At 70.1% G+C, this 18678-nt stretch carries 16 protein-coding genes; 4 read left to right on the forward strand and 12 right to left on the reverse strand.

Going from position 1 to position 18678, the window contains the following annotated elements; genetic code table 11:
• Positions 1–139: 139 nt before the first annotated feature.
• The 8 genes from OG303_RS31970 to OG303_RS32005 all read right to left on the reverse strand — a co-directional run bounded on the left by OG303_RS31970 (position 140) and on the right by OG303_RS32005 (position 8379).
• A complete protein-coding gene (locus OG303_RS31970; RefSeq protein ID WP_405872736.1) occupies positions 140–1534 on the reverse strand; it encodes an amino acid permease in 1395 nt (464 codons plus the stop codon).
• Positions 1535–1647: 113 nt separating this feature from the next.
• Positions 1648–2544: a TauD/TfdA dioxygenase family protein gene (locus OG303_RS31975; protein WP_405872737.1), complete on the reverse strand. Its 897-nt coding sequence runs from the start codon at positions 2542–2544 to the stop codon at positions 1648–1650.
• 12 nt (positions 2545–2556) lie between these two features.
• Entirely contained in the window at positions 2557–3927 is a 1371-nt protein-coding gene (locus OG303_RS31980) for an LLM class flavin-dependent oxidoreductase (RefSeq protein WP_405872738.1), read from the reverse strand.
• Positions 3928–4118: 191 nt separating this feature from the next.
• Complete coding sequence (locus tag OG303_RS31985; protein ID WP_405872739.1) at positions 4119–4835, reverse strand: ABC transporter ATP-binding protein; 717 nt, start codon at positions 4833–4835, stop codon at positions 4119–4121.
• Complete coding sequence (locus OG303_RS31990) at positions 4811–5698, reverse strand: ABC transporter permease (protein ID WP_405872741.1); 888 nt, start codon at positions 5696–5698, stop codon at positions 4811–4813. The genes OG303_RS31985 and OG303_RS31990 overlap by 25 nt, the downstream gene beginning before the upstream one ends.
• A 5-nt stretch (positions 5699–5703) precedes the next feature.
• Positions 5704–6768, reverse strand: coding sequence for an ABC transporter substrate-binding protein (locus tag OG303_RS31995; protein WP_405872742.1), 1065 nt, complete (start codon positions 6766–6768; stop codon positions 5704–5706).
• 236 nt (positions 6769–7004) lie between these two features.
• A complete protein-coding gene (locus tag OG303_RS32000) occupies positions 7005–8216 on the reverse strand; it encodes an ROK family protein (protein WP_405872744.1) in 1212 nt (403 codons plus the stop codon).
• Positions 8217–8295: 79 nt separating this feature from the next.
• Positions 8296–8379 carry a putative leader peptide gene (locus tag OG303_RS32005; protein WP_405877590.1) on the reverse strand — a complete coding sequence of 28 codons (84 nt, stop codon included), beginning with the start codon at positions 8377–8379 and terminating at the stop codon, positions 8296–8298.
• A gap of 270 nt (positions 8380–8649) precedes the next feature.
• Between OG303_RS32005 and OG303_RS32010 the strand changes: the two genes are divergently transcribed.
• On the forward strand, positions 8650–9231 hold the full coding sequence (locus OG303_RS32010; RefSeq protein ID WP_405872746.1) for a biotin transporter BioY: 582 nt from the start codon (positions 8650–8652) through the stop codon (positions 9229–9231).
• Between the two features lie 13 nt (positions 9232–9244).
• On the opposite strand, the gene OG303_RS32015 is transcribed toward OG303_RS32010, so the two are convergent.
• Together OG303_RS32015 and OG303_RS32020 are read right to left on the reverse strand one after the other, a co-directional pair.
• Positions 9245–10573, reverse strand: coding sequence for an FAD-binding oxidoreductase (locus OG303_RS32015; RefSeq protein WP_405872748.1), 1329 nt, complete (start codon positions 10571–10573; stop codon positions 9245–9247).
• Between the two features lie 111 nt (positions 10574–10684).
• The gene (locus OG303_RS32020; RefSeq protein WP_405877592.1) at positions 10685–11413 is read right to left on the reverse strand and encodes an LPXTG cell wall anchor domain-containing protein; all 729 of its coding nucleotides are present in this window, start codon (positions 11411–11413) and stop codon (positions 10685–10687) included.
• Between the two features lie 232 nt (positions 11414–11645).
• Between OG303_RS32020 and OG303_RS32025 the strand changes: the two genes are divergently transcribed.
• Complete coding sequence (locus OG303_RS32025; protein ID WP_405872749.1) at positions 11646–14273, forward strand: protein kinase domain-containing protein; 2628 nt, start codon at positions 11646–11648, stop codon at positions 14271–14273.
• An 81-nt stretch (positions 14274–14354) separates the two neighbouring features.
• Here OG303_RS32025 and OG303_RS32030 read toward each other — a convergent pair whose 3' ends face one another.
• Positions 14355–15773: an amino acid permease gene (locus tag OG303_RS32030; protein ID WP_405872751.1), complete on the reverse strand. Its 1419-nt coding sequence runs from the start codon at positions 15771–15773 to the stop codon at positions 14355–14357.
• A 205-nt stretch (positions 15774–15978) separates the two neighbouring features.
• On the opposite strand from OG303_RS32030, the gene OG303_RS32035 reads away from it, so the two are divergent.
• Positions 15979–16467: a ribose-5-phosphate isomerase gene (locus tag OG303_RS32035; RefSeq protein WP_405872752.1), complete on the forward strand. Its 489-nt coding sequence runs from the start codon at positions 15979–15981 to the stop codon at positions 16465–16467.
• A 34-nt stretch (positions 16468–16501) separates the two neighbouring features.
• Positions 16502–17311: an Fpg/Nei family DNA glycosylase gene (locus OG303_RS32040; RefSeq protein WP_405872753.1), complete on the forward strand. Its 810-nt coding sequence runs from the start codon at positions 16502–16504 to the stop codon at positions 17309–17311.
• Between the two features lie 62 nt (positions 17312–17373).
• Here the strand turns inward: OG303_RS32040 and OG303_RS32045 are convergent, their stop codons facing one another.
• Complete coding sequence (locus OG303_RS32045) at positions 17374–18603, reverse strand: GNAT family N-acetyltransferase (RefSeq protein WP_405872754.1); 1230 nt, start codon at positions 18601–18603, stop codon at positions 17374–17376.
• Positions 18604–18678: the final 75 nt, after the last annotated feature.

The following is an 18678-nucleotide window of genomic DNA, read 5'->3' on the forward strand; positions in this document are numbered from 1 at the left end:
GGTTCCCCTCCGAACCTCTTATTGCAAAAAGCTTGCAACTACAGGTTAGCAACAATAAGGATCTCGGAGGCAACAATCGGAGGCAACAAGAAGGCCCCCACGCGTGTCACGTGAGGGCCTTCCGGCGACGGAGGGGGTGTCAGCGCTCGGCGCGCGCCTTCTGCCAGGCGTAGCCGACCGCGGCCAGGACCGCGGTCATGCCGCCGGTCCAGTAGAGCTGGACCCGCGTCCCCGGCTCCCGGGCCATCAGCACGAAGATCGCCGCCATGCCCGCCAGGGCGACCCACGTCAGCCACGGGAACGCCCACATCCGCACCGCGAGGTTCTGAGGCGATTCGCGCTCCAGGCGCCTGCGCAGGCGCAGTTGGGACACCGCGATGAGGATCCAGACGACCAGGACGACCGCGCCGATCATGTTGAGCAGCCACGGGAAGACGTCGTCCGGGCGCCAGTAGCTGAGCGCGACGCAGACGAAGCCGAAGACGGAGGAGGCGAGGACGGCGGTTCGGGGGACGCCGCCCGACACCCGGCCCAGCACCTTCGGGCCCTGGCCGCGCTCGACCAGGGAGTAGGCGATGCGCGAGGAGCCGTAGATGTTGGCGTTCATCGCGGACAGGAGGGCGACGAGGATGACCACGTTCATGACTTGGCCGGCGCCGGGGATGCCGATGTGCTGCAGGGCGGCGACGTACGGGCCGTTCGCGACGACCGCCTCGGAGTCCCACGGGACCAGGGTGACGATGACCGCCATGGAGCCGATGTAGAAGAGCGCGATGCGCCACATGGCGGTGCGGACGGCGCCCGCCACCCCGCGCACCGGATCCTCCGACTCGGCCGCCGCGATGGTGACCGTCTCCAGACCGCCGTACGCGAAGACCGAGGCGAGCAGGCCGATGACCAGGCCCTCGCTGCCGTTCGGCAGGAAGCCGCCCTCGCCCGTGAGGTTCGCGGTCCCCGGGGCGTCCGTGCCGGGCAGCACGCCCGCGATCGCCAGCACGCCGAGCACCAGGAACAGGCTGATCGCGCCGACTTTCAGGGCCGCGAACCAGAACTCGAACTCGCCGAAGTTCTTCACCGCGGCGAGGTTGGTGACGCAGAAGACGACCATGAAGAGGGCCACCCAGGCCCACTCGGGCGTCCCCGGCAGCCAGCCCGTCACGATCTTCGCGGCGCCGATGCCCTCCAGGCCCACGGCCGTGCAGAGCAGGACCCAGAACGACCAGCCGGCGGTGAAGCCCGCCCAGGGGCCGATGGCGCGTTCGGCGTGCGCCGAGAAGGAGCCCGACGACGGGTACGCGGCCGACATCTCGCCCAGCATCCGCATCACCAGCATCACGAGGAGGCCGGAGAGCGTGTAGGCGATGACGATGGAGGGTCCGGCGGCGGCGATGCCCGCCCCTGAGCCCACGAACAGGCCCGCCCCGATGACGCCGCCGAGGGCGATCATCGAGAGGTGACGCTGTTTGAGGCCGTGGGACAGGGTGGCGTCGGCCGCTTGTGGCGGCGTCTCGACCGTGGTGGTGCTGTTCGGCATGGGCGCGGCTCGTCCATTGCAATAGATGGGCAAAAACGCCCACAGTCTGGGCAGCCTCTCCGCCGAGAAGGAGAGGCTGCCCATTATCCGGACAACGCCGGTACGTGCAGTGACTACGCCGCTACGGAGGTGTAGTGCGAGGCGTCGCCCTCGATGGAGTAGCTCTCCTTGCCCTCGATGCCGACCGGGATGTCACCGGCGACGGTCACCCGGTGCAGGCGGCGCGACAGGCCGTCGTAGTTGTCGACGGCGTAGTGCTGGGTGATGCGGTTGTCGAAGAGGACGAGCTGGTTCGGGGACCAGCGGTGGCGCAGGATGTTCTCCGGCCGGACGACGTACGCCTGGAGCAGGTCGAGGATCTTGCGGGACTCGGACGGCGACAGGCCCACGATCCGCTGGGCGAAGCCGCCGATGAACAGCCCGCGCTCGCCGGTCAGCGGGTGGACGCGGACCACCGGGTGGACCGTGCGGTACTTGATGGACGTGAACTGGGCGCGCTGGGCGGCATGCTGCTCGTCGAGGTCCTCCTCCGGTACGGCGTAGTCGTAGTCGTTGGTGTGCTCCGCCCACAGCCCGTCCGCCAACTGGCGCAGCGACTCGGGCAGTTGGCGGTAGGCGGCGGCCGAGCTGGCGATCAGGGTCTCGCCGCCGTACGGCGGGAGGGTGATGCTGCGCAGGGTGCTGGCCTGCGGCGGGTTGAGGACGAACGTGACGTCGGTGTGCCAGTGGTTGGCGGCGCGGCCGCGCTCGCTGTCGACGGGCAGGACGTTGGGGGCTCCGTCGATGGAGGAGACCGTCGGGTGGGCGGTGGTGACGTCGCCGAGGTGACGGACGAAGGCCTGCTGGCCCTCGTCGTCCAGGTTCACGTCGTCGAAGACCAGGGCCTTGTGGACGTTGAGGGCCTCGCGGACCGCGACGGCCGTCTCCTCGTCGAGGGGCTTGGAGATGTCGACGCCGGAGATCTGGGCGCCTATGTTCGCGGTGACCTTGCGGATTTCGATGCCGGACATGAGGGGTCCCTTTCAGACGAGAGCGGGCTGGACGGGCTGGGTGGACTCGGCGGGCTGGGCCGGACGGGCGTACTGGTTCGCGGGGCGCGGGAGGCCGTAGCGCTCCCGCAGGGTCTGCCGCGGGCCGTATTCGGTGCGGAGCAGGCCCCGGGTGCGGAGGATCGGGACGACCTGGTCGACGAAGGTCTCGAGGCCGGAGGGCAGCACGGCGGGCATGATGTTGAACCCGTCCGCGGCGCCCTGGGTGAACCACGTCTCGATCGCGTCGGCGACCTGCTCGGGCGTGCCGGCGAAGGTGAGGTGGCCGCGCCCGCCGCCGAGCCGGCCGATCAGCTGCCGGACGGTGAGGCTTTCGCGCCGGGCGAGTTCGACGATGAGCGTGTAGCGGCTCTTGGCGCCCTCGATGGCGCTCTCCGGGGGCAGGTCGGCGGGGAGCCGACCGTCCAACTCCAGTGTTCCTACGGGGAGTTGCAGCAGCCTCTCCAGGCGGTCCAGACCGTGCGTGTACACGATGTGGTCCTCAAGGACCTGCTCGTTCGCCCGCGCCTCGGCCTCCGTCGAGCCGATGACCGGCACGATCCCGGGCAGCACCTTGATGTGCCCGGGGTCCCGACCGGCCGCCGCCGTACGGGACTTGAGGTCGGCGTAGAAGGCCTGTGCGTCGGCGAGGGTCTGCTGCGCGGTGAATACCGCCTCCGCGTAGCGGGCCGCGAACGCCTTGCCGTCCTCGCTCGACCCCGCCTGCACGAGCAGCGGGTAACCCTGCGGTGAGCGGGGCACGTTGAGGGCGCCGTCGACGCTGAAGTACGTCCCCTGGTGCCGGGGCGGGTGGATCTTGCTGTCGTCGCCCCAGACGCCGGACGCCTTGTCGGCGACGATCGCGTCGTCCTCCCAGCTGTCCCAGAGCTTGAGCGCGACATCCAGGAACTCGGCGGCCCGGGCGTACCGGTCGGCGTGCGCGGGCTCGTGCTCAAGACCGAAGTTGCGGGCGGCCTCGGCACCGGCGGTGGTGACGATGTTCCAGCCCGCCCGGCCGCCGCTGATGATGTCCAGGGAGGCGAACTTGCGGGCCAGGTTGTAGGGCGAGTTGTAGGAGGTGGAGGCGGTGGCGATCAGTCCGATGTGCTCGGTGGCCGTCGCCAGCGCGGTCAGCAGGGTGAGCGGTTCCAGGGCACCGGCGGGTCGCTGCCCGACACTGCCCCACAGTTGCGGCCCGTCGGCGAGGAACAGCGAGTCGAAGGTGCCGCGTTCGGCGATCCGGGCGAGTCGGACGTAGTGGTCGAGCTCGACGTGTGCGTACGGGTCGCTCTCCGGGAGCCGCCACGAGGCCTCGTGGTGGCCGGTGCTCATGAGGAAGGCGTTGAGGTGAAGGTGCCGGGTCATGCGGTGTCCTTTGCTTCGGACAGGTGCCAGGGGGACTTGAGAGCGCCGGTGCGGAATCTCGGCCGGTCGGCTGCTTTCGGGCGCCGGTGCGGATTTTCAGCCCGTCCGGCGTTTGAGGACGAGGCCCGTTCAGGGCCGAAGCGGGGGCCCGGGGGCGGCAGCCCCCGGTAAACGGCCACTGCAGCCGACGCTCACCGGACGTCCTCCGTCACGCCCAGCGCGGCAAGCAGCCGCGACCGATACTCGCCGCGCGCATGCGCATCGCGGTCGATGGTCAGGTCGAGACCGATACGGCCGGAGTCGAGGACGAGCACCCGGTCGGCCAGCGCAATCGCCTCGTCCACGTCATGGGTGACGAGCAGCACGGACGGCTGGTGCCGCCTCCACAGCTCCCGCAAAAGGGCGTGCATCTTGATGCGAGTCAGCGCGTCCAGCGCCCCGAACGGCTCGTCGGCCAGCAGGAGTTCGGGCTCCCGCACCAGAGACCGGGCGAGCGCGGCACGCTGGGCCTCACCGCCGGACAGCTCGTTGGGCCAGGCCCGTTCGCGGCCCTTCAGGCCCACCTCGGCGAGCGCCTCGCGGCCCTTCTGCTCCGCGTCCTTGCCGTGCAGGCCGAGCAGCACGTTGTCCAGCACCCGGCGCCAGGGCAGCAGCCGGGAGTCCTGGAAGACCACGGACACCCGTTCCGGAGCGGTCAGTTGACCGCTGCCGACGACGTTGTGGTCGAGGTCGGCGATCGCCCGCAGCAGCGTGCTCTTGCCGGAGCCGCTGTGCCCGAGCAGCGCCGTGAACTGTCCGGCCGGAAGGTCGAGGTCGATGCCGTCGAGGACGGTACGCCCCTCGAACGACCGGGTCAGGCCCCGGAGTTGGACGGCGGGCCGGGTCAGCTGCTCAGTGTGCGGCGCCATGACAGCACCCTCCGTTCGATGAGACGGACCGCGCTGTCGGAGATGAGGCCGAAGACGCCGTAGGCGAGCAGGCCGACCAGGATGACGTCCGACTGGCCGTAGTTCTGGGCCTGGAACATCATGTAGCCGAGGCCGCTGGTGGCGTTGATCTGCTCCAGCACCACCAGGCCCAGCCAGGAGCCGGTCACGCCGAGCCGGAGTCCCACGAAGAATCCGGGCAGTGCGCCGGGAATGACGATCTGGCGGATGAACTGGAACCTCGACAGGCCCTGGACCTCGGCGAGTTCGACGAAGCGGCTGTCGATGCCGGACAGCGCGGCGTGCGTGTTCAGATAGATCGGGATGTAGACGACGATGGCGATGATCGCGATCTTGAAGGTCTCACCGATGCCCAGCCACAGGATGAACAGCGGGATCAGACCGAGGGTCGGGATCGCCCGGTTGAGGTTCACCGTCCCGTCGATGAGGGCCTCGCCGACGCGGCTCAGCCCGGACGCCAGAGCGAGGACGACGCCCGCGGTCAGACCGATCGCGAAGCCGTACGCGGCGCGCTCCAGCGAGGTCAGGATGTCGGTGGGCAGCGTCCCGGCGGTCCACAGATGACCGGCCGTCCTCAGCACCGTCCAGGGGGCCGGGATCGCGCCGGGGTCCAGCTGTCCGGCGGCGGAGGCGGCGGCCCACAGGGCGGCGAACAGGGCGGGGCCGATCAGCCGGGAGGCGGGCAGCCGCTTGCCGGGTGAGAGGCCCCGGCGCCGTCGCCGTACCCGCCGGCCCTCCTCCTGCGCCGACGCTGTCGCGGCACTGCTGGTGCCGGTGCTCGTAGTGGTGCCAGTGCTCGTGGTCGCGGTCGTACTCGTGATCATGGCGGTCACCTCCGGTACTGCGCCGGTACGGCCTTGGCGGCGATGGACTCGAAGCGGTGGTCGAAGAGCGAGGAGACGTCGAACTTCTTCACGAAGCCGCCCTGAGCCAGCAGATCGGCGGTCTCCTGCTCCCACTTGATCGCCTCGTCCCAACTCGGCGGGAACAGAGGCTTGTTGGCGAGCTCGGTGATGCCCCGGGCCTGCGCGAGGGTCAGGTTCTGCGTCTTGACGTAGAACTCCTCGTTCCAGGCGTCGGGGTTCTCGTACGTCCAGATCTGGCCCTTGGCCCAGTACGGGATGTACGCGGCGATCGCGGCGGCCTTCGCGGAGTCGTTGAGCACGGAGGTCGGCGCCCACAGCAGGTTGAGCAGGTCGACGACGTCCGTGGTGATGATGCGGGCGCCCTTGGACTTGTACTTCTCCAGATAGGCGGGCACCTGGGTGTTGGCGAGCGGCGCGATGTCCACCTGGCCGGACTGCAGGGCGGTCAGGAACTGGTTGCTGGTCAGCGGGACGAGCTCGACGTCGTCGTACTTCAGCCCGGCCTTCTTCAACGCCCGCAGGAGAACGACACCTTGGGCCTGGCCCTGCGAGAAGGCGAGCTTCCTGCCCTTGAAGTCGGCGACCGACTCGATGTCGCTGCCGGGCTTGGTGGCGAAGAGGTAGTTGGGCTTGCGGGTGATGTTGATCGCGACGATCTTCGCGTCGAATCCCTGGTAGTGCGCCTGGATCGGCGGAATTCCCGCGTTGTTCCCGAGGTCGAGGGACTTGGCGCGGAAGGCGTTGATGACATCGGGTCCGGCGCCGATGTTGAGCCAGTTCGACACCTTGAAGGGCAGGTCCAACTTGGCGAGCTTGAACTGGAGTTGCTGGGTATTCAGATAGGACGCGATTTTCAGGCTGGTACCGGCCGGGACCTTGTCGGCGAGCGGCGCGGACGAGGCGCCCTGGGTGTCGGCGGCGGCACTGCCGCCCGCGCAGCCGCTCAGTCCGGCGACACCGGCCGCGGCGCCGAGCAGGGAGGTGAGGAAGAGCCGGCGGTCGACACCCGACAGGGGGGAGGAAGGCATGGGAGGACTCCGTGAGTTCAGAAGGCAGGAAAGCATGCGGAATTCCGGGCACGCGGAGGCCCAGGGAAAGGGAATTCACGCAGATGCGCAGATGCGCGCAGATTTACGCAGGAAGAAATGAGCGCTTCACACGCGGCAACGTGTCAGCAACAAAGGGTGCGACAGCTCACGAACGGGCTCATGAGCACAATGTTCCTGGTCACGCGCAACTCCTGTCAATATTCGGAGTTTCTGAATTAAATAGCCTCTGGTGAAGCGGCCAGCGGATCCCGGTAGAGCACGTCGAGCGCCACCGAACCGCCGGCCACGGCGAGTACGGAATCCGGGAAACTCGTCGGCACGACGGCGGCCGCACGTTCGTCGCCGACCCCCTCGCGCAGCGCGCCGAGACAGTCCTCCCGGTGAACGATCCCGACCTCGGTCACGACCACCGTCTCCGGATTGAGCACGTCGAGCAGCAGCCGCGCCGCCCGCCCGATGCCGCGCGCCCGCTCCACCAGCAGCCGTACGGCCTCCCGGTCACCGGCGGCAGCCGCCGCGACCACATGCATGGGGTTCACGGAGTCCACGACGCCCGCCTCCCGCGCCCGCCGGCACAGCGTCCGCTCGCTCAACTCGGCCTGGAGGCAGCCGATACGCCCGCAGTCGCAGGGCTCCGTGCTGCCCGGCACCGGCAGATGGGCGATGGCGCCCGCCTGCGAGCGGGGCCCGTGGTGCACCTCGTCGTGGGTGGCGAACGCCGCGTCGACGACGTTGCCGACGAACAGGTGCAGCACGCTCGCGCTGCCCCGCGCCCGCCCGAACAGCCGCTCGGCGTTGACCAACGCCCGTGCGTGCCCGTCCACATGGACCGGCAGCCCGGTGTGCTCGCTCAGCACGTCCCGCACCGCCACGTCCCGCCAGCCCAGCAGCGGGTGTTCGACGACGGTCCCGGACTCCCGGTCGACCCAGCCGCCGACGGCCACGCCGATCCCGAGCGGTCTGCAACGGGGAGCGTCGGCCAGCAGCGCCCGCAGCCCGTCGGCGGCCCGCGCCAGCACCGCACCGGGATCGGTGCCCTGGTGCTTCAGCTCGCGCCGGGCCGCCATCCGGCCGCGCAGATCGAGCAGCGCGACCGTGGTGTAGGGCACCGCCACATGCACTCCGCCGACCACGAACCGTGAGTCGTCCAGGTCGACGGGGACATGCGGACGGCCCACCCCGTTCGACCGCCGGGGCGCCGACGACTCGCGGATCAGGCCCAGTTCGGCGAACCGGGCGCAGTAGTCCGTCACCGACGCCGGCGACAGACCGGTCAGCCGGGCGATGGTGCTGCGGGCCACGGGACCGTGCTCCAGCACGGACCGCAGCACGACGCTCGCGCTGGTCCTGCGCCGGGAAGAAGGGGCGGGGGAAGAAGGGGCGAGGGAGGAGGGGGAGTGGACAGGGGGTGCCGCGGTACGAGCCATGGCGATCATCCTCGGGAACGGGTCCGACACTGCGCCGTCTCATGTGGGGAGGCGCACCGGATCCGCTCCGGCCGCCCCGCTACCGTCGGCGACAGGCGGCCGTGCTCACGCGTCGCAGGTCGATATGACGACGCGACGAGAAGTTCCGTGACTGGGCGGCCATGCCTCGCAGCGTATGGGCTGTCCGCCGGATCCGGCCAGGGCACCGGGCGCTGTTTGGTGGGAACCGACAGTCGGAGTTCACACTCGACACGTGAGTGAAACGTCCCGGCCTCAGTGACCGGTATCACGCCCTGTCAGGTGTAGCGGACACCTTTTGTCAAGAACCCACCAAGCTGCGGATCCTCCCTTTGTCGAGCGCTGACGGTGATCGCCTCGAGTGCCCTGGGTTAGCGTCACTCCGTATCCGACTGTCCACACCCGCGGAGCCCCCATGAGTACCGTCACCGCCGCCCCCGCCCGCACCGGGCAGGTCCTCGCCGACCTCCTGCCCGCGACCCGCGTCCGCGACGTCGCGCTCGTGCTCGGCGGCGCCGCGTTCACCGGTCTCGCGGCCCAGATCGCCGTCCCCGTCCCGGGCTCCCCGGTGCCGGTGACCGGCCAGACCTTCGCCGCGCTGCTGGTCGGCACGACGCTCGGCGCGAGCCGCGGCCTGACCGCGCTCTTCCTGTACGCGCTGGCCGGGCTCGCCGGTGTGCCGTGGTTCGCGGGCGGCGCCTCCGGTGTCTCCGTCTCCTTCGGCTACATCCTCGGCATGATGCTCGCGTCCACCGTCGTGGGTGCCCTGGCCCGCCGCGGCGCCGACCGCTCCGTGCCGCGCATGGCGGCCACGATGCTGCTGGGCGAGGCGATCATCTACGCCATCGGCGTCCCCTACCTGGCCTACGCCGCCGACATGTCCGCGTCCGCGGCCATCGCGGCCGGCCTCACCCCGTTCCTCATCGGCGACGCCCTCAAGGCCGCCCTGGCGATGGGCGTCATGCCCACCGCCTGGAAGCTCGTCGACAAGCGCTGACGCCGAACCGACGTCAGGCGCCGACGTTGTAGTGGGTGCGGAAGAGGTTCGCCGGGTCGTACTGCGACTTCAGCCCGGCGAGCCTCTTCAGCGTTTCGGCGTCGTACAACCCCTCGGTCCGGTCCCCGGCCCCGAAGGCGAAGTTGAGCGCACGGCCGATGGTCGTGTCCGCGAGCAGCGCGAACGCCGGATCCAGTACGGCCCGTGCCGCGTCCCGGTCGCCCACCGTCAACAGCCGCACCAGGAAACGCCCTTCGCGATACGGCACCGAGTTCGGCGCGGGCTGCGCGAGCGCCCCGCTCAGGTGGTTGATCTGCACGACGCACATCGGCCCGCCCGCGTCCGGGCCGACCCGCGCGAGCAGTTCACCGGCGGCCGCCACGTCCAGCTCGCTCAGGACCGCACTGTCCCCGTAGTACGCGTGCGGGAAGTCCGGGTCGCTGTGGATCGTGCAACTCTCGGCGTACGGCATCGCCCGCAGGGAGTCGGCGAGCAGGGGCCCCAACTCCCGCAGTGGGGCCACGAGTTCCTCGCCGCCGGCGCCGGTGTACGCGACGCGCACGGAGACGACGTACCGGCCACGGAGATGCGGCGGCAACGCCGGGATGTCCGGGTACGGCACGGCGGCGAAGGACGAGGTCAGCGTGTCGGGCACGGTCCGCGTCCACTCCTCGTACGCCCGCAGCAGCGCCGCCGGGTCGACTTCGCGTCCGTCGAACGCGAGCGAACCGCCGTAGAGCGTCTTCACGGGTACGAGGTCGATCTCGAGCGCGGTGACGACGCCGAAGTTGTGGCCGCCGCCGAGGAGGGCCCAGTACAGATCGGGGTCGGACTCCCTTGTCACATAACGGAGTTGACCGTCGGCGGTGACGATCTCCAGGGAGCGCACGTGGTCGGCGGCGTACCCGAACTCCCTGGCGAGGATGCCCAGTCCGCCGCCGAGCGTGTAGGAGACGGCGCCGACGCTCGGGGCGGAGCCGTTGAGCGGAGCCAGGCCGTACGGCTCGGCGGCCGCCACGACCTGACCCCAGCGGACGCCCGCCTCCACGCGGACGGTGCGGGCCCCGGGGTCGATGGTCACCTTGTCCATGCGCTTCGTCGTGACGAGGACGCCGCCCTCCAACGCGCCCGGCAGGCCGTGGCCGGTGGCCTGGACGCCGATCGGCAGGTTCTCGGCGGCCGCGTACCGCACGGCGACGATCACGTCATCGGCCGAGGAGGCGGCGAAGACCACGGCCGGGCGCCGGGCGAACCCGGTCTGGAAACCGGAGAGTTCCTCGTCGTAGCCAAAATCGCCGGGGCGGAGGACGAGCGGGTCTGCGGTGCGGTCGGCGTTCTTCATGGCGCGCATCGTGCCCGCGTAACCTGACACATGCCGTCAGCTTTTCCGCCGGACGAAGGCCGGGGCGCTGGTGCACCCCGGCCATGGACCGCTGTTGCGTTGTGCCGCCCGTCAGCCGCGCAGCCCCCGCGGGGTCGGCCGCCGAGTCGACCACCACAGCCCCGCCGCACCGGCCGCGATCAGGGTCGCGCCCGCCGCACCCAGCGGCAGGACGTCCCGCCCGACGCCGGTCTTCGGCAGCTCCTCGCCGCCCGGCGCCACCGGCTTGTTGTCGGTGCCGAGGAGCAGCGGGGTGGCCGGGGCGTTCGGTGACGGGTTCGTCGAACCGAAGGGAACCGGTCCCTGCTGCCAGTACGTCTTCTTCCCGTCACCGGACTGCACGGGCAGACAGATCTTGCCGGTCTTGCTCACGTCGTATGTGGCGTCGACGGCATACGACTTCGATTTGCCGGCCGCCAGATTGTCGATCGGGCAGGAGAACGCGCTGTTCGAGCCCTCCGGAAGATTCTTTTCGTCAATCTGGGAGCAGCCTTGAACGCTCTTGACTGCGAGGCCGTCGAAACCGACGACCAAAAGCTGGATCTTTCCGCTGTCCTTGGTCCCCTCGTTCTTGACCGTGGCGGTAATCGCCGTCTTTTGCGAGCTGTTGTCGACCGAGATCTTCGACGGCAGGAGCGTGGTCAGCTTTACACCTGCCGGTGCCTCGTCGACGGCCTTTCCCCCCTTGCTGCTGCCGGGCCCCTGGTCGTCCGCGCTGGCAGTGAAGGAAAGGATCATCACCGCCGAAAAAGATGCCGCGACCAGCGATCCTGCGATGGTCGTCGTGCGACGAGAACTCATGTTCACATCCCCCTTGGCTGCGCCTGAATTCGCAACACTTGAAGAGCTACCACAAGATTTCTCCGCACTATGCTGGTGCGGCATGAAGTGTGACCATTGTGTTTCAGTCGGGGCGTAGTTGAGGTAGTTGAGGGGGTGCAGCGGATTGCAGGGGAATACGAGGAGCGGCGGAGTTCCAGGGGTGCTGGTGACGGGGCGCTATCGGTTGGTCGAGAGTATTGGCCAGGGAGGAATGGGGCGGGTGTGGCGAGCCGCCGACGAAATGCTCGATCGCCCGGTCGCCGTCAAGGAGATGCGCATAGACGGCCTCGACGCGGAGGACACGCGCACCCGCCGCGAACGTACGTTGCGCGAGGCCAGGGCCACCGCCCGGATCGACCATCCCAATGTCGTGCGGGTCTACGACGTCGTGGACGAGGGCGAACGCCTGTGGATCGTCATGGAGTTGGTCGTCGGCCGCTCCCTGGAACGGATGATGGTGGAGGAGGGGCCGCTGCGGCCGGGCAAGACGGCACGGATCGGGCTCGGTCTGGTCGCGGCCCTGCGGCAGGTGCACGCACGCGGCGTCCTGCACCGGGACATCAAGCCCGGGAACGTCCTGGTGGAGGGAGTCGGCGAGCGCATCGTGCTCACGGACTTCGGCATCGCCGCGATCCAGGACGCCAAGGCGCTCACCATGGTCGGCATGCTCGTCGGCTCCCCCGACTACATGGCTCCCGAACGCATCTCCGGCCGCAAGCAGGGCCCGCCGTCCGACGTGTGGTCACTGGGCGCGACGCTCTGCGCCGCCCTGGGCGGCCGCTCCCCCTTCTCCCGCGACACGACCCTGGCCACCCTGCACGCCGTTCTGTACGAGGAGCCCGAACTCCCCGCCGCGGCCGGCCCTCTGCGGGACGTCCTGGCCGCCCTCCTCGAGAAGGAACCCTCGGTCCGCCCCGGCCTTGAGGACCTGGAGGAGGCCCTACGACCGATCGCGTTCCCGGCGACCAAGCCGACTCTTCCCGTGGGTGGGGGAGAGGGTGGTGAGGGTGCGGCGGGCGAGGCGCGTGGGGTCGGGGCAGGACCCGACCAACTCATGGCTGTGGATGGGTCGTCGGAGCCTCCGGGTGCACCCGGGACCGGCCCGCCGGAGGCAGCCGAGGCGCGCGGCCCGACGGGTGTGCCCACGGCCCCGGGCACCGCGAGCTCCGAAGCCGAGCCGACCGTCGGGGGCGGATTCGCGCCCGTGGCGAACCCCGAGCCGGCGCCGGAACCCGAGCCCGCGGCAGCTCACGAACCCGCGGGTCACCACGAGCACGGGCAGGCCGCGCGCCCGGAGTCCGAGCCTGCCGCCGAGCCGGAACCCGGACCGTCCGCCGGGACCGACGCCCCCGAACTCCCGGACGCCCCGGGCCAGTCGGAGCCGGCCCCTCCCATCCCTTGGGCCCCGGACGAGTCACCCACTCCGGCCTACCTGGACGCCCGTCTCGTACGCGCCGCACGCGACCCCAGGCAACCGGAACCCGAGACCGAATCCGAGCTCGACTCCATCCAGGACGCGATACCGCAGGAACTGCCGGACACCCACGACTTCCGCCGAGACCGCAGCACCCGCATGGCCTCCGACGGCCGCACGGCGGCACATCAAGTCCCCGCCGCCTCCGCTGCAACGGCACCCCCGTCCTCGGAAGCCCCGCAGGCACCCGCCGAACCGCACGAACCCTCCGCGTACGCGGAATCCGGTGAGTCCGCCGCCTACGCGGGGTCCCACGAGCCCTCCGCGCACCCCGATTCGCACAACGCCTCCACCGAGGTCCCCTCCGAACTGCGCTCGGAGTTCCGCTCCGAGACCCCGTCCGCCGGCTCCGCACCCGCCGCCGCCCATCCCGGGCCCCCCGCCTCCCGACGATCCGGCGTCTCCCTCATCCGCGCCCACGGGGTCACCGAGCAGCGCTCCGCGCAGGCGATCGGCACCGGCTCTGCGGCAGCCGTGCAATCAGGCCCGGGACAGAGCGTGCACCCGGGCCCGGAGCAGGGCGTGCACTCGGGCCCCGAGCAGGGCGCACAGCCAGGCGTCGGACAGCGACCACAGCCCAGCATCGGGCAGCGCCCACAGCCCGACCCTCACCAAGGCGCCCTGCCCGGCCCCCGCCAGGGCCCGCCACCCACCTCCGAGCAAGCCACCCGCCCCGCCCTGGGCCCCCACCCGCTCCGCACCGCCGAGAGCGAACTCCGCGGTCCCGCCGTCCCGGTGGGCACCCGCCGCAACCGTCGCCGTGCCGTACTCGTGGCCGCCGCGGGTGTGGTCGCCGCCGGGACCGTCGTCGTCGTGGTGCTCCTGGCGAACTCCGGGTCGCCCGGCGACAACCGCGCGGGCTCCTCGACGTCACCGACGTCCGCCACCACGCCCGGCGACAGCCCGTCGCCCACGGTGGAAGGCACGTCCAGGCCGCCCAGCCTGCCGCCGGGCACGCACCGGGAGGCCGGCGGGTTCGCGTGGGCGACTCCGAAGGACTGGCGGCGGGACCTGAAGACGGGGGCGGAGGTGCACTACACCTCTCCCGACGGCTCACAGGAGCTCGTGGCCAAGTCGTCCATCGCCCGCGGCGACCTGATGGAGACCTGGGAGAAGTCGGAGGAGAACGCCCACCAGGGCCAGGACTACCGGAAGATCCGCCTGGAGAAGACGACGTTCCGCGGCAACCCCGCGGTGGTCTGGGAGTACACCTTCACGCTGAAGGGCGTCCCCTGGCACGCCCGGCTGCTGGGCTTCAACCAGGAGGGGAAGTCGTACCAGATCAACACCTGGTACCAGCCGGAGATCGAAACCCAGGCCCTCAAGACCTACGACAAGGTCAAGGACGGCTTCATCGTGCTGTGAGCGCACGAGAGGGGCCCGCGGTGGTCGGTCACCGCGGGCCCCTGCAGACATGCACGACGCCGTTGACGTCAGCCGTCGATGTCAGCCGGTCTTGACCTTGTCCTGCGCCGTCTCGGACGACGCGGCGCCGACGGCCGCCCGGCCCCCGCGCACCTTCTCCTTGACGACGGCGATGACGAGCACGACCGCGGCGACGAGCAGCGACAGCAGTACGGTCTCGCGCCCGTCGTGCTCCGTGTCCGTGAGCATGTAGCCCAGCACGAACACGATCAGCGCGGCCGTCGCCCAGGTCAGGTACGGGTACAGCCACATCCGCACGACCAGCTTCTCCGGCGACTCCCGCTGGATGATCTTCCGCATGCGCAGCTGCGAGAAGCAGATGACCAGCCAGACGAACAGGGCCACCGCACCACTGGAGTTGACCAGGAAGAGGAAGACCGAGTCCGGGAACTTGTAGTTGAAGAAGACGGCCACGAAGCCGAACACCACGGACGCGACGATCGCGGCCAGCGGCACACCGCGCGAGGTGGTCTTCGCGAACGCCTTCGGCGCATCGCCCCGCTCACCGAGCGAGAAGGCCATCCGGGAGGCCGTGTAGAGGCCGGAGTTGAGGCAGGACAGCACCGAGGTCAGCACGATGAAGTTCATGATCTGACCGGCGTGCGCGATACCGAGCGAGTCGAGGGCGGCGACGTACGAGCCCTGCGCCTTGATCGACGGGTCGTTCCACGGGATCAGGGACACGACCACGAGGATCGAGCCCAGGTAGAAGACCGCGATACGCCAGATGATGCTGTTCGTGGACTTGGTGACCGCCCGCTGCGGGTCCTCGGACTCACCGGCGGCCAGGGTGGCGATCTCGCTGCCCATGAAGGAGAAGACGACGAGCAGGACACCGGTGAGGATGGCGCCGGGTCCGTGCGGCAGGAAGCCGCCGTGTTCGGTGAGGTTGCCGAGGCCCGCCTTGTCGCTGTCGACGCCCGGCAGCACACCGAAGACCGCGAGCCCGCCGACGACGATGAACGCGCCGATCGCGACGACCTTGATCCCGGCGAACCAGAACTCGAACTCGCCGTAGGAACCGACGGAGACGAGGTTGGTGGCGGTCAGCACCACCATCACGATGAGGGCCCAGCCCCACTGCGGGACGGCCGGCATCCAGCCCTCCAGGATCTTGGCACCGGCGGTGGCCTCCACCGCGAGCACCACGACCCAGAAGAACCAGTAGAGCCAGCCGATGGAGAACCCGGCCCAGCGGCCGAGCGCCCGGTCGGCGTGCGCCGAGAACGATCCGGAGGTCGGATTGGCCGCGGACATCTCACCGAGCATGCGCATCACGAGAACGACGAGCGTGCCGACGAGGGCGTACGACAGGAGGATGCCGGGGCCCGCGGTGGCGATACCGGAGCTGGATCCGACGAAGAGGCCGGCGCCGATGACGCCGCCGATGGCGATCATCGACAGATGCCGGTTCTTGAGTCCGGCCTGGAGACCAGTCATGGGGGGAATTCCTTTACGCCGGGTGAGCGGTTCCCGTACGAGCGGTGTACGGGTCGGTCCAGTGAAACGGAGGTAAAGGAATTCGTGAACCTTTGAATCCAGATCGTTACTTGAGGTTTTCTTGAGGTTCAATGGTCGGGTTCATATTTTTCCTGGTCGACACCCCGGGCTGCTGCCCGGAAACAGCCATGTCACACTCGGAGCCATGCGCGTGTATCTCGGCTCCGACCATGCCGGCTTCGAACTCAAGAACCACCTCGTCGAGTGGCTCAGGGCGGCCGGCCACGACCCCGTCGACTGCGGCCCGCACATCTACGACGCCCAGGACGACTACCCGCCCTTCTGCCTCCGCGCCGCCGAGCGGACGGCCGCGGACCCCGAGGCCCTCGGCGTCGTGATCGGCGGCTCCGGCAACGGCGAGCAGATCGCGGCGAACAAGGTGAAGGGCGTCCGGGCCGCTCTCGCGTGGAGCGAGGAGACCGCGGCGCTGGGCCGCCAGCACAACAACGCCAACGTCGTGGCGGTGGGCGGACGCATGCACACGGAAGAGGAGGCGACGAAGTTCGTCGAGATCTTCCTGGGCACCCCGTTCTCCGGCGACGAGCGCCACATCCGCCGCATCGACATGCTCGCGGACTACGAGACGACGGGCGACCTCCCCCCGATCCCGGCCCACCACCCGCAGCAGGACTGACCGCCCCGCGGGGGGCTGGAAAGGAACAGGCACCGTGCCAGAGGGGCACACGATCCACCGGCTGGCGTCGGACTACGCCGACCGCTTCTCCGGCACGGCACCGCGGGTGACCAGCCCCCAGGGCAAGTTCTCCGACGCCGCGGAACTCCTGAACGGCGCCGAACTCACCCGCACCGAAGCCCACGGCAAACACCTCTTCCTGGGCTTCCGGGACACCGACTGGGTCCACATCCACCTCGGCCTCTTCGGCAAGGTCGACTTCGGTGACGCACCCGCCCCACCGCCCACCGACACGGTCCGCCTCCGCCTCGCGAACGACACGTCGTACGTCGACCTCCGCGGCCCGACGACCTGCGCCCTGATCACGGACGCCGAGAAGCAGGCGATACACGACCGCCTCGGCCCCGACCCCCTGCGCACGGACGCCGACCCGCAGTCGGCGTACCGCAGGATCTCCCGCAGCCGTACGACGATCGCCGCGCTCCTCATGGACCAGAAGGTGATCGCCGGCGTCGGCAACGTCTACCGCGCCGAGGTCCTCTTCCGGCACGGCATCGATCCCTACCGCGCGGGCAGGGACATCACCCCGGCCGAGTGGGACGCCGTCTGGGCCGACCTGGTCGAGCTGATGCGCGAGGGCGTCCGCAACAACCGGATCGACACCGTCCGCCCGGAACACACCCCGGAGGCGATGGGCCGCCCGCCGCGCGTCGACGACCACGGCGGCGAGGTGTACGTCTACCGGCGGGCCACCCAGCCCTGCCACATCTGTGGCGGCGAGATCCGCACCGCCGACCTCGCCGCCCGCAACCTGTTCTGGTGCCCGGCCTGCCAGAGGCACTGACCCCGGCCCGGAATCAAAGACCCCGACACCGACCCGGAATCAAAGACCCTGACGCCGTCGGCCTAGAACCCGTGCGGCAGCCAGGGCACGACCGGTGAGCCGAAGGCGAGCGACGCCTCCGCCAGCGCACCTTGCCGCAGCTCCCGCACCAGCCCGGCCCCGGCCAGCGACGCCAGCGTGACACCGCCCAGATACGCCGCCCCCAACTCCCGTACGGACAGGGCGAGATCGGCGGAGTCCTCCGTACGCGCGCAGGACGCACCCTTCGGGTCGCCGGTCAGCCGCCAACGCCCGCTGTTCCAGGGGCAGAACGCGTCCTCGACCTCCAACACCACATCCACCGGCGCCTGGTAGGTGCGTGCCTCAAGAGCCGCCCCGACGTCCACCAGTCGTACGTGCAGCGAGTCCCGGACCAGCAGTGAGCAGCGCCGGACGTCGGAGACCAGGTACTGCCACGGTTCGTCCAGCGGCCGCCGCCGCGCGTCGATCCTCGACGTCAGGTCGATGTCGAACAGGAACCGCCACAGCGCCGCGTGCGCCGCCGGGTCCAGCGCGTCCACGTCCTGCGCCAGCACCGTGCCCTTGGGCCCCGCGGCCTCCCAGTCACCCTTGATCCGGAACCGGGCGTACCCCACGACCTCGCCGTCCCGCTCCGCCAGCACGCACTGCAGCGGCGACGCACCGTCCCGCTCGCTCTCCGGGTCGAGCACCCACAGCTTCTCCCAGCCCGGAATTCGCGCCACCATGCCCGGCCGCCGTGCGACCAGCCGCGCGTACACCGCCTCGCACGCGCCGAGCGCCCCGGCGGGCGAGGCGTATCGCAGCCGTACGTCATCGGTGCCGGGCGGCACGGACAGCCGGACGCGGGTCGTGTCGATCTCGGCGTTGACGTGGTACGTCCCGATGCCGTACCCGAAGCGCCCGTAGATCACGGGTTCGGAGGCCGTCAGCACGGCCAGCGGCTCGCCCCAGGACCGTACGTCGTCCAACTGGCGCCGCATCATGGACGTCAGCACCCCGCGCCGCCGGTGCGTGGCGGCCACGGAGACCATGGTCACACCCGCGGCGGGCACCGCGGCCCCGCCGGGCACCGTCAGCCGGAAGCTGAACGCTCCCGCCGTCCCCACGCACGCGTCACCGTCCCAGACGCCGAGGGAACGGTCCGTCTCGGTGAGCTCGCGCCACAGCGCCCGCTCCTCGGCCGACTCCGGAACCCCGCCGAAGGCGCGGATCAGGTTGTCGTACCACTTGTCCCAGTCGTCCTGGCGCAGCACGCGCAAGTCAGTCCCCATGAACCATGACTACCAGGGCATTGCGGGACGAGCGAGGGAATTTCGTCTTGGCGGACCCGCAACGGCTTTCTGTGA

The organism is Streptomyces sp. NBC_00005 (assembly GCF_045160215.1).
In the GTDB taxonomy this organism is placed as follows: Bacteria; Actinomycetota; Actinomycetes; order Streptomycetales; family Streptomycetaceae; genus Streptomyces.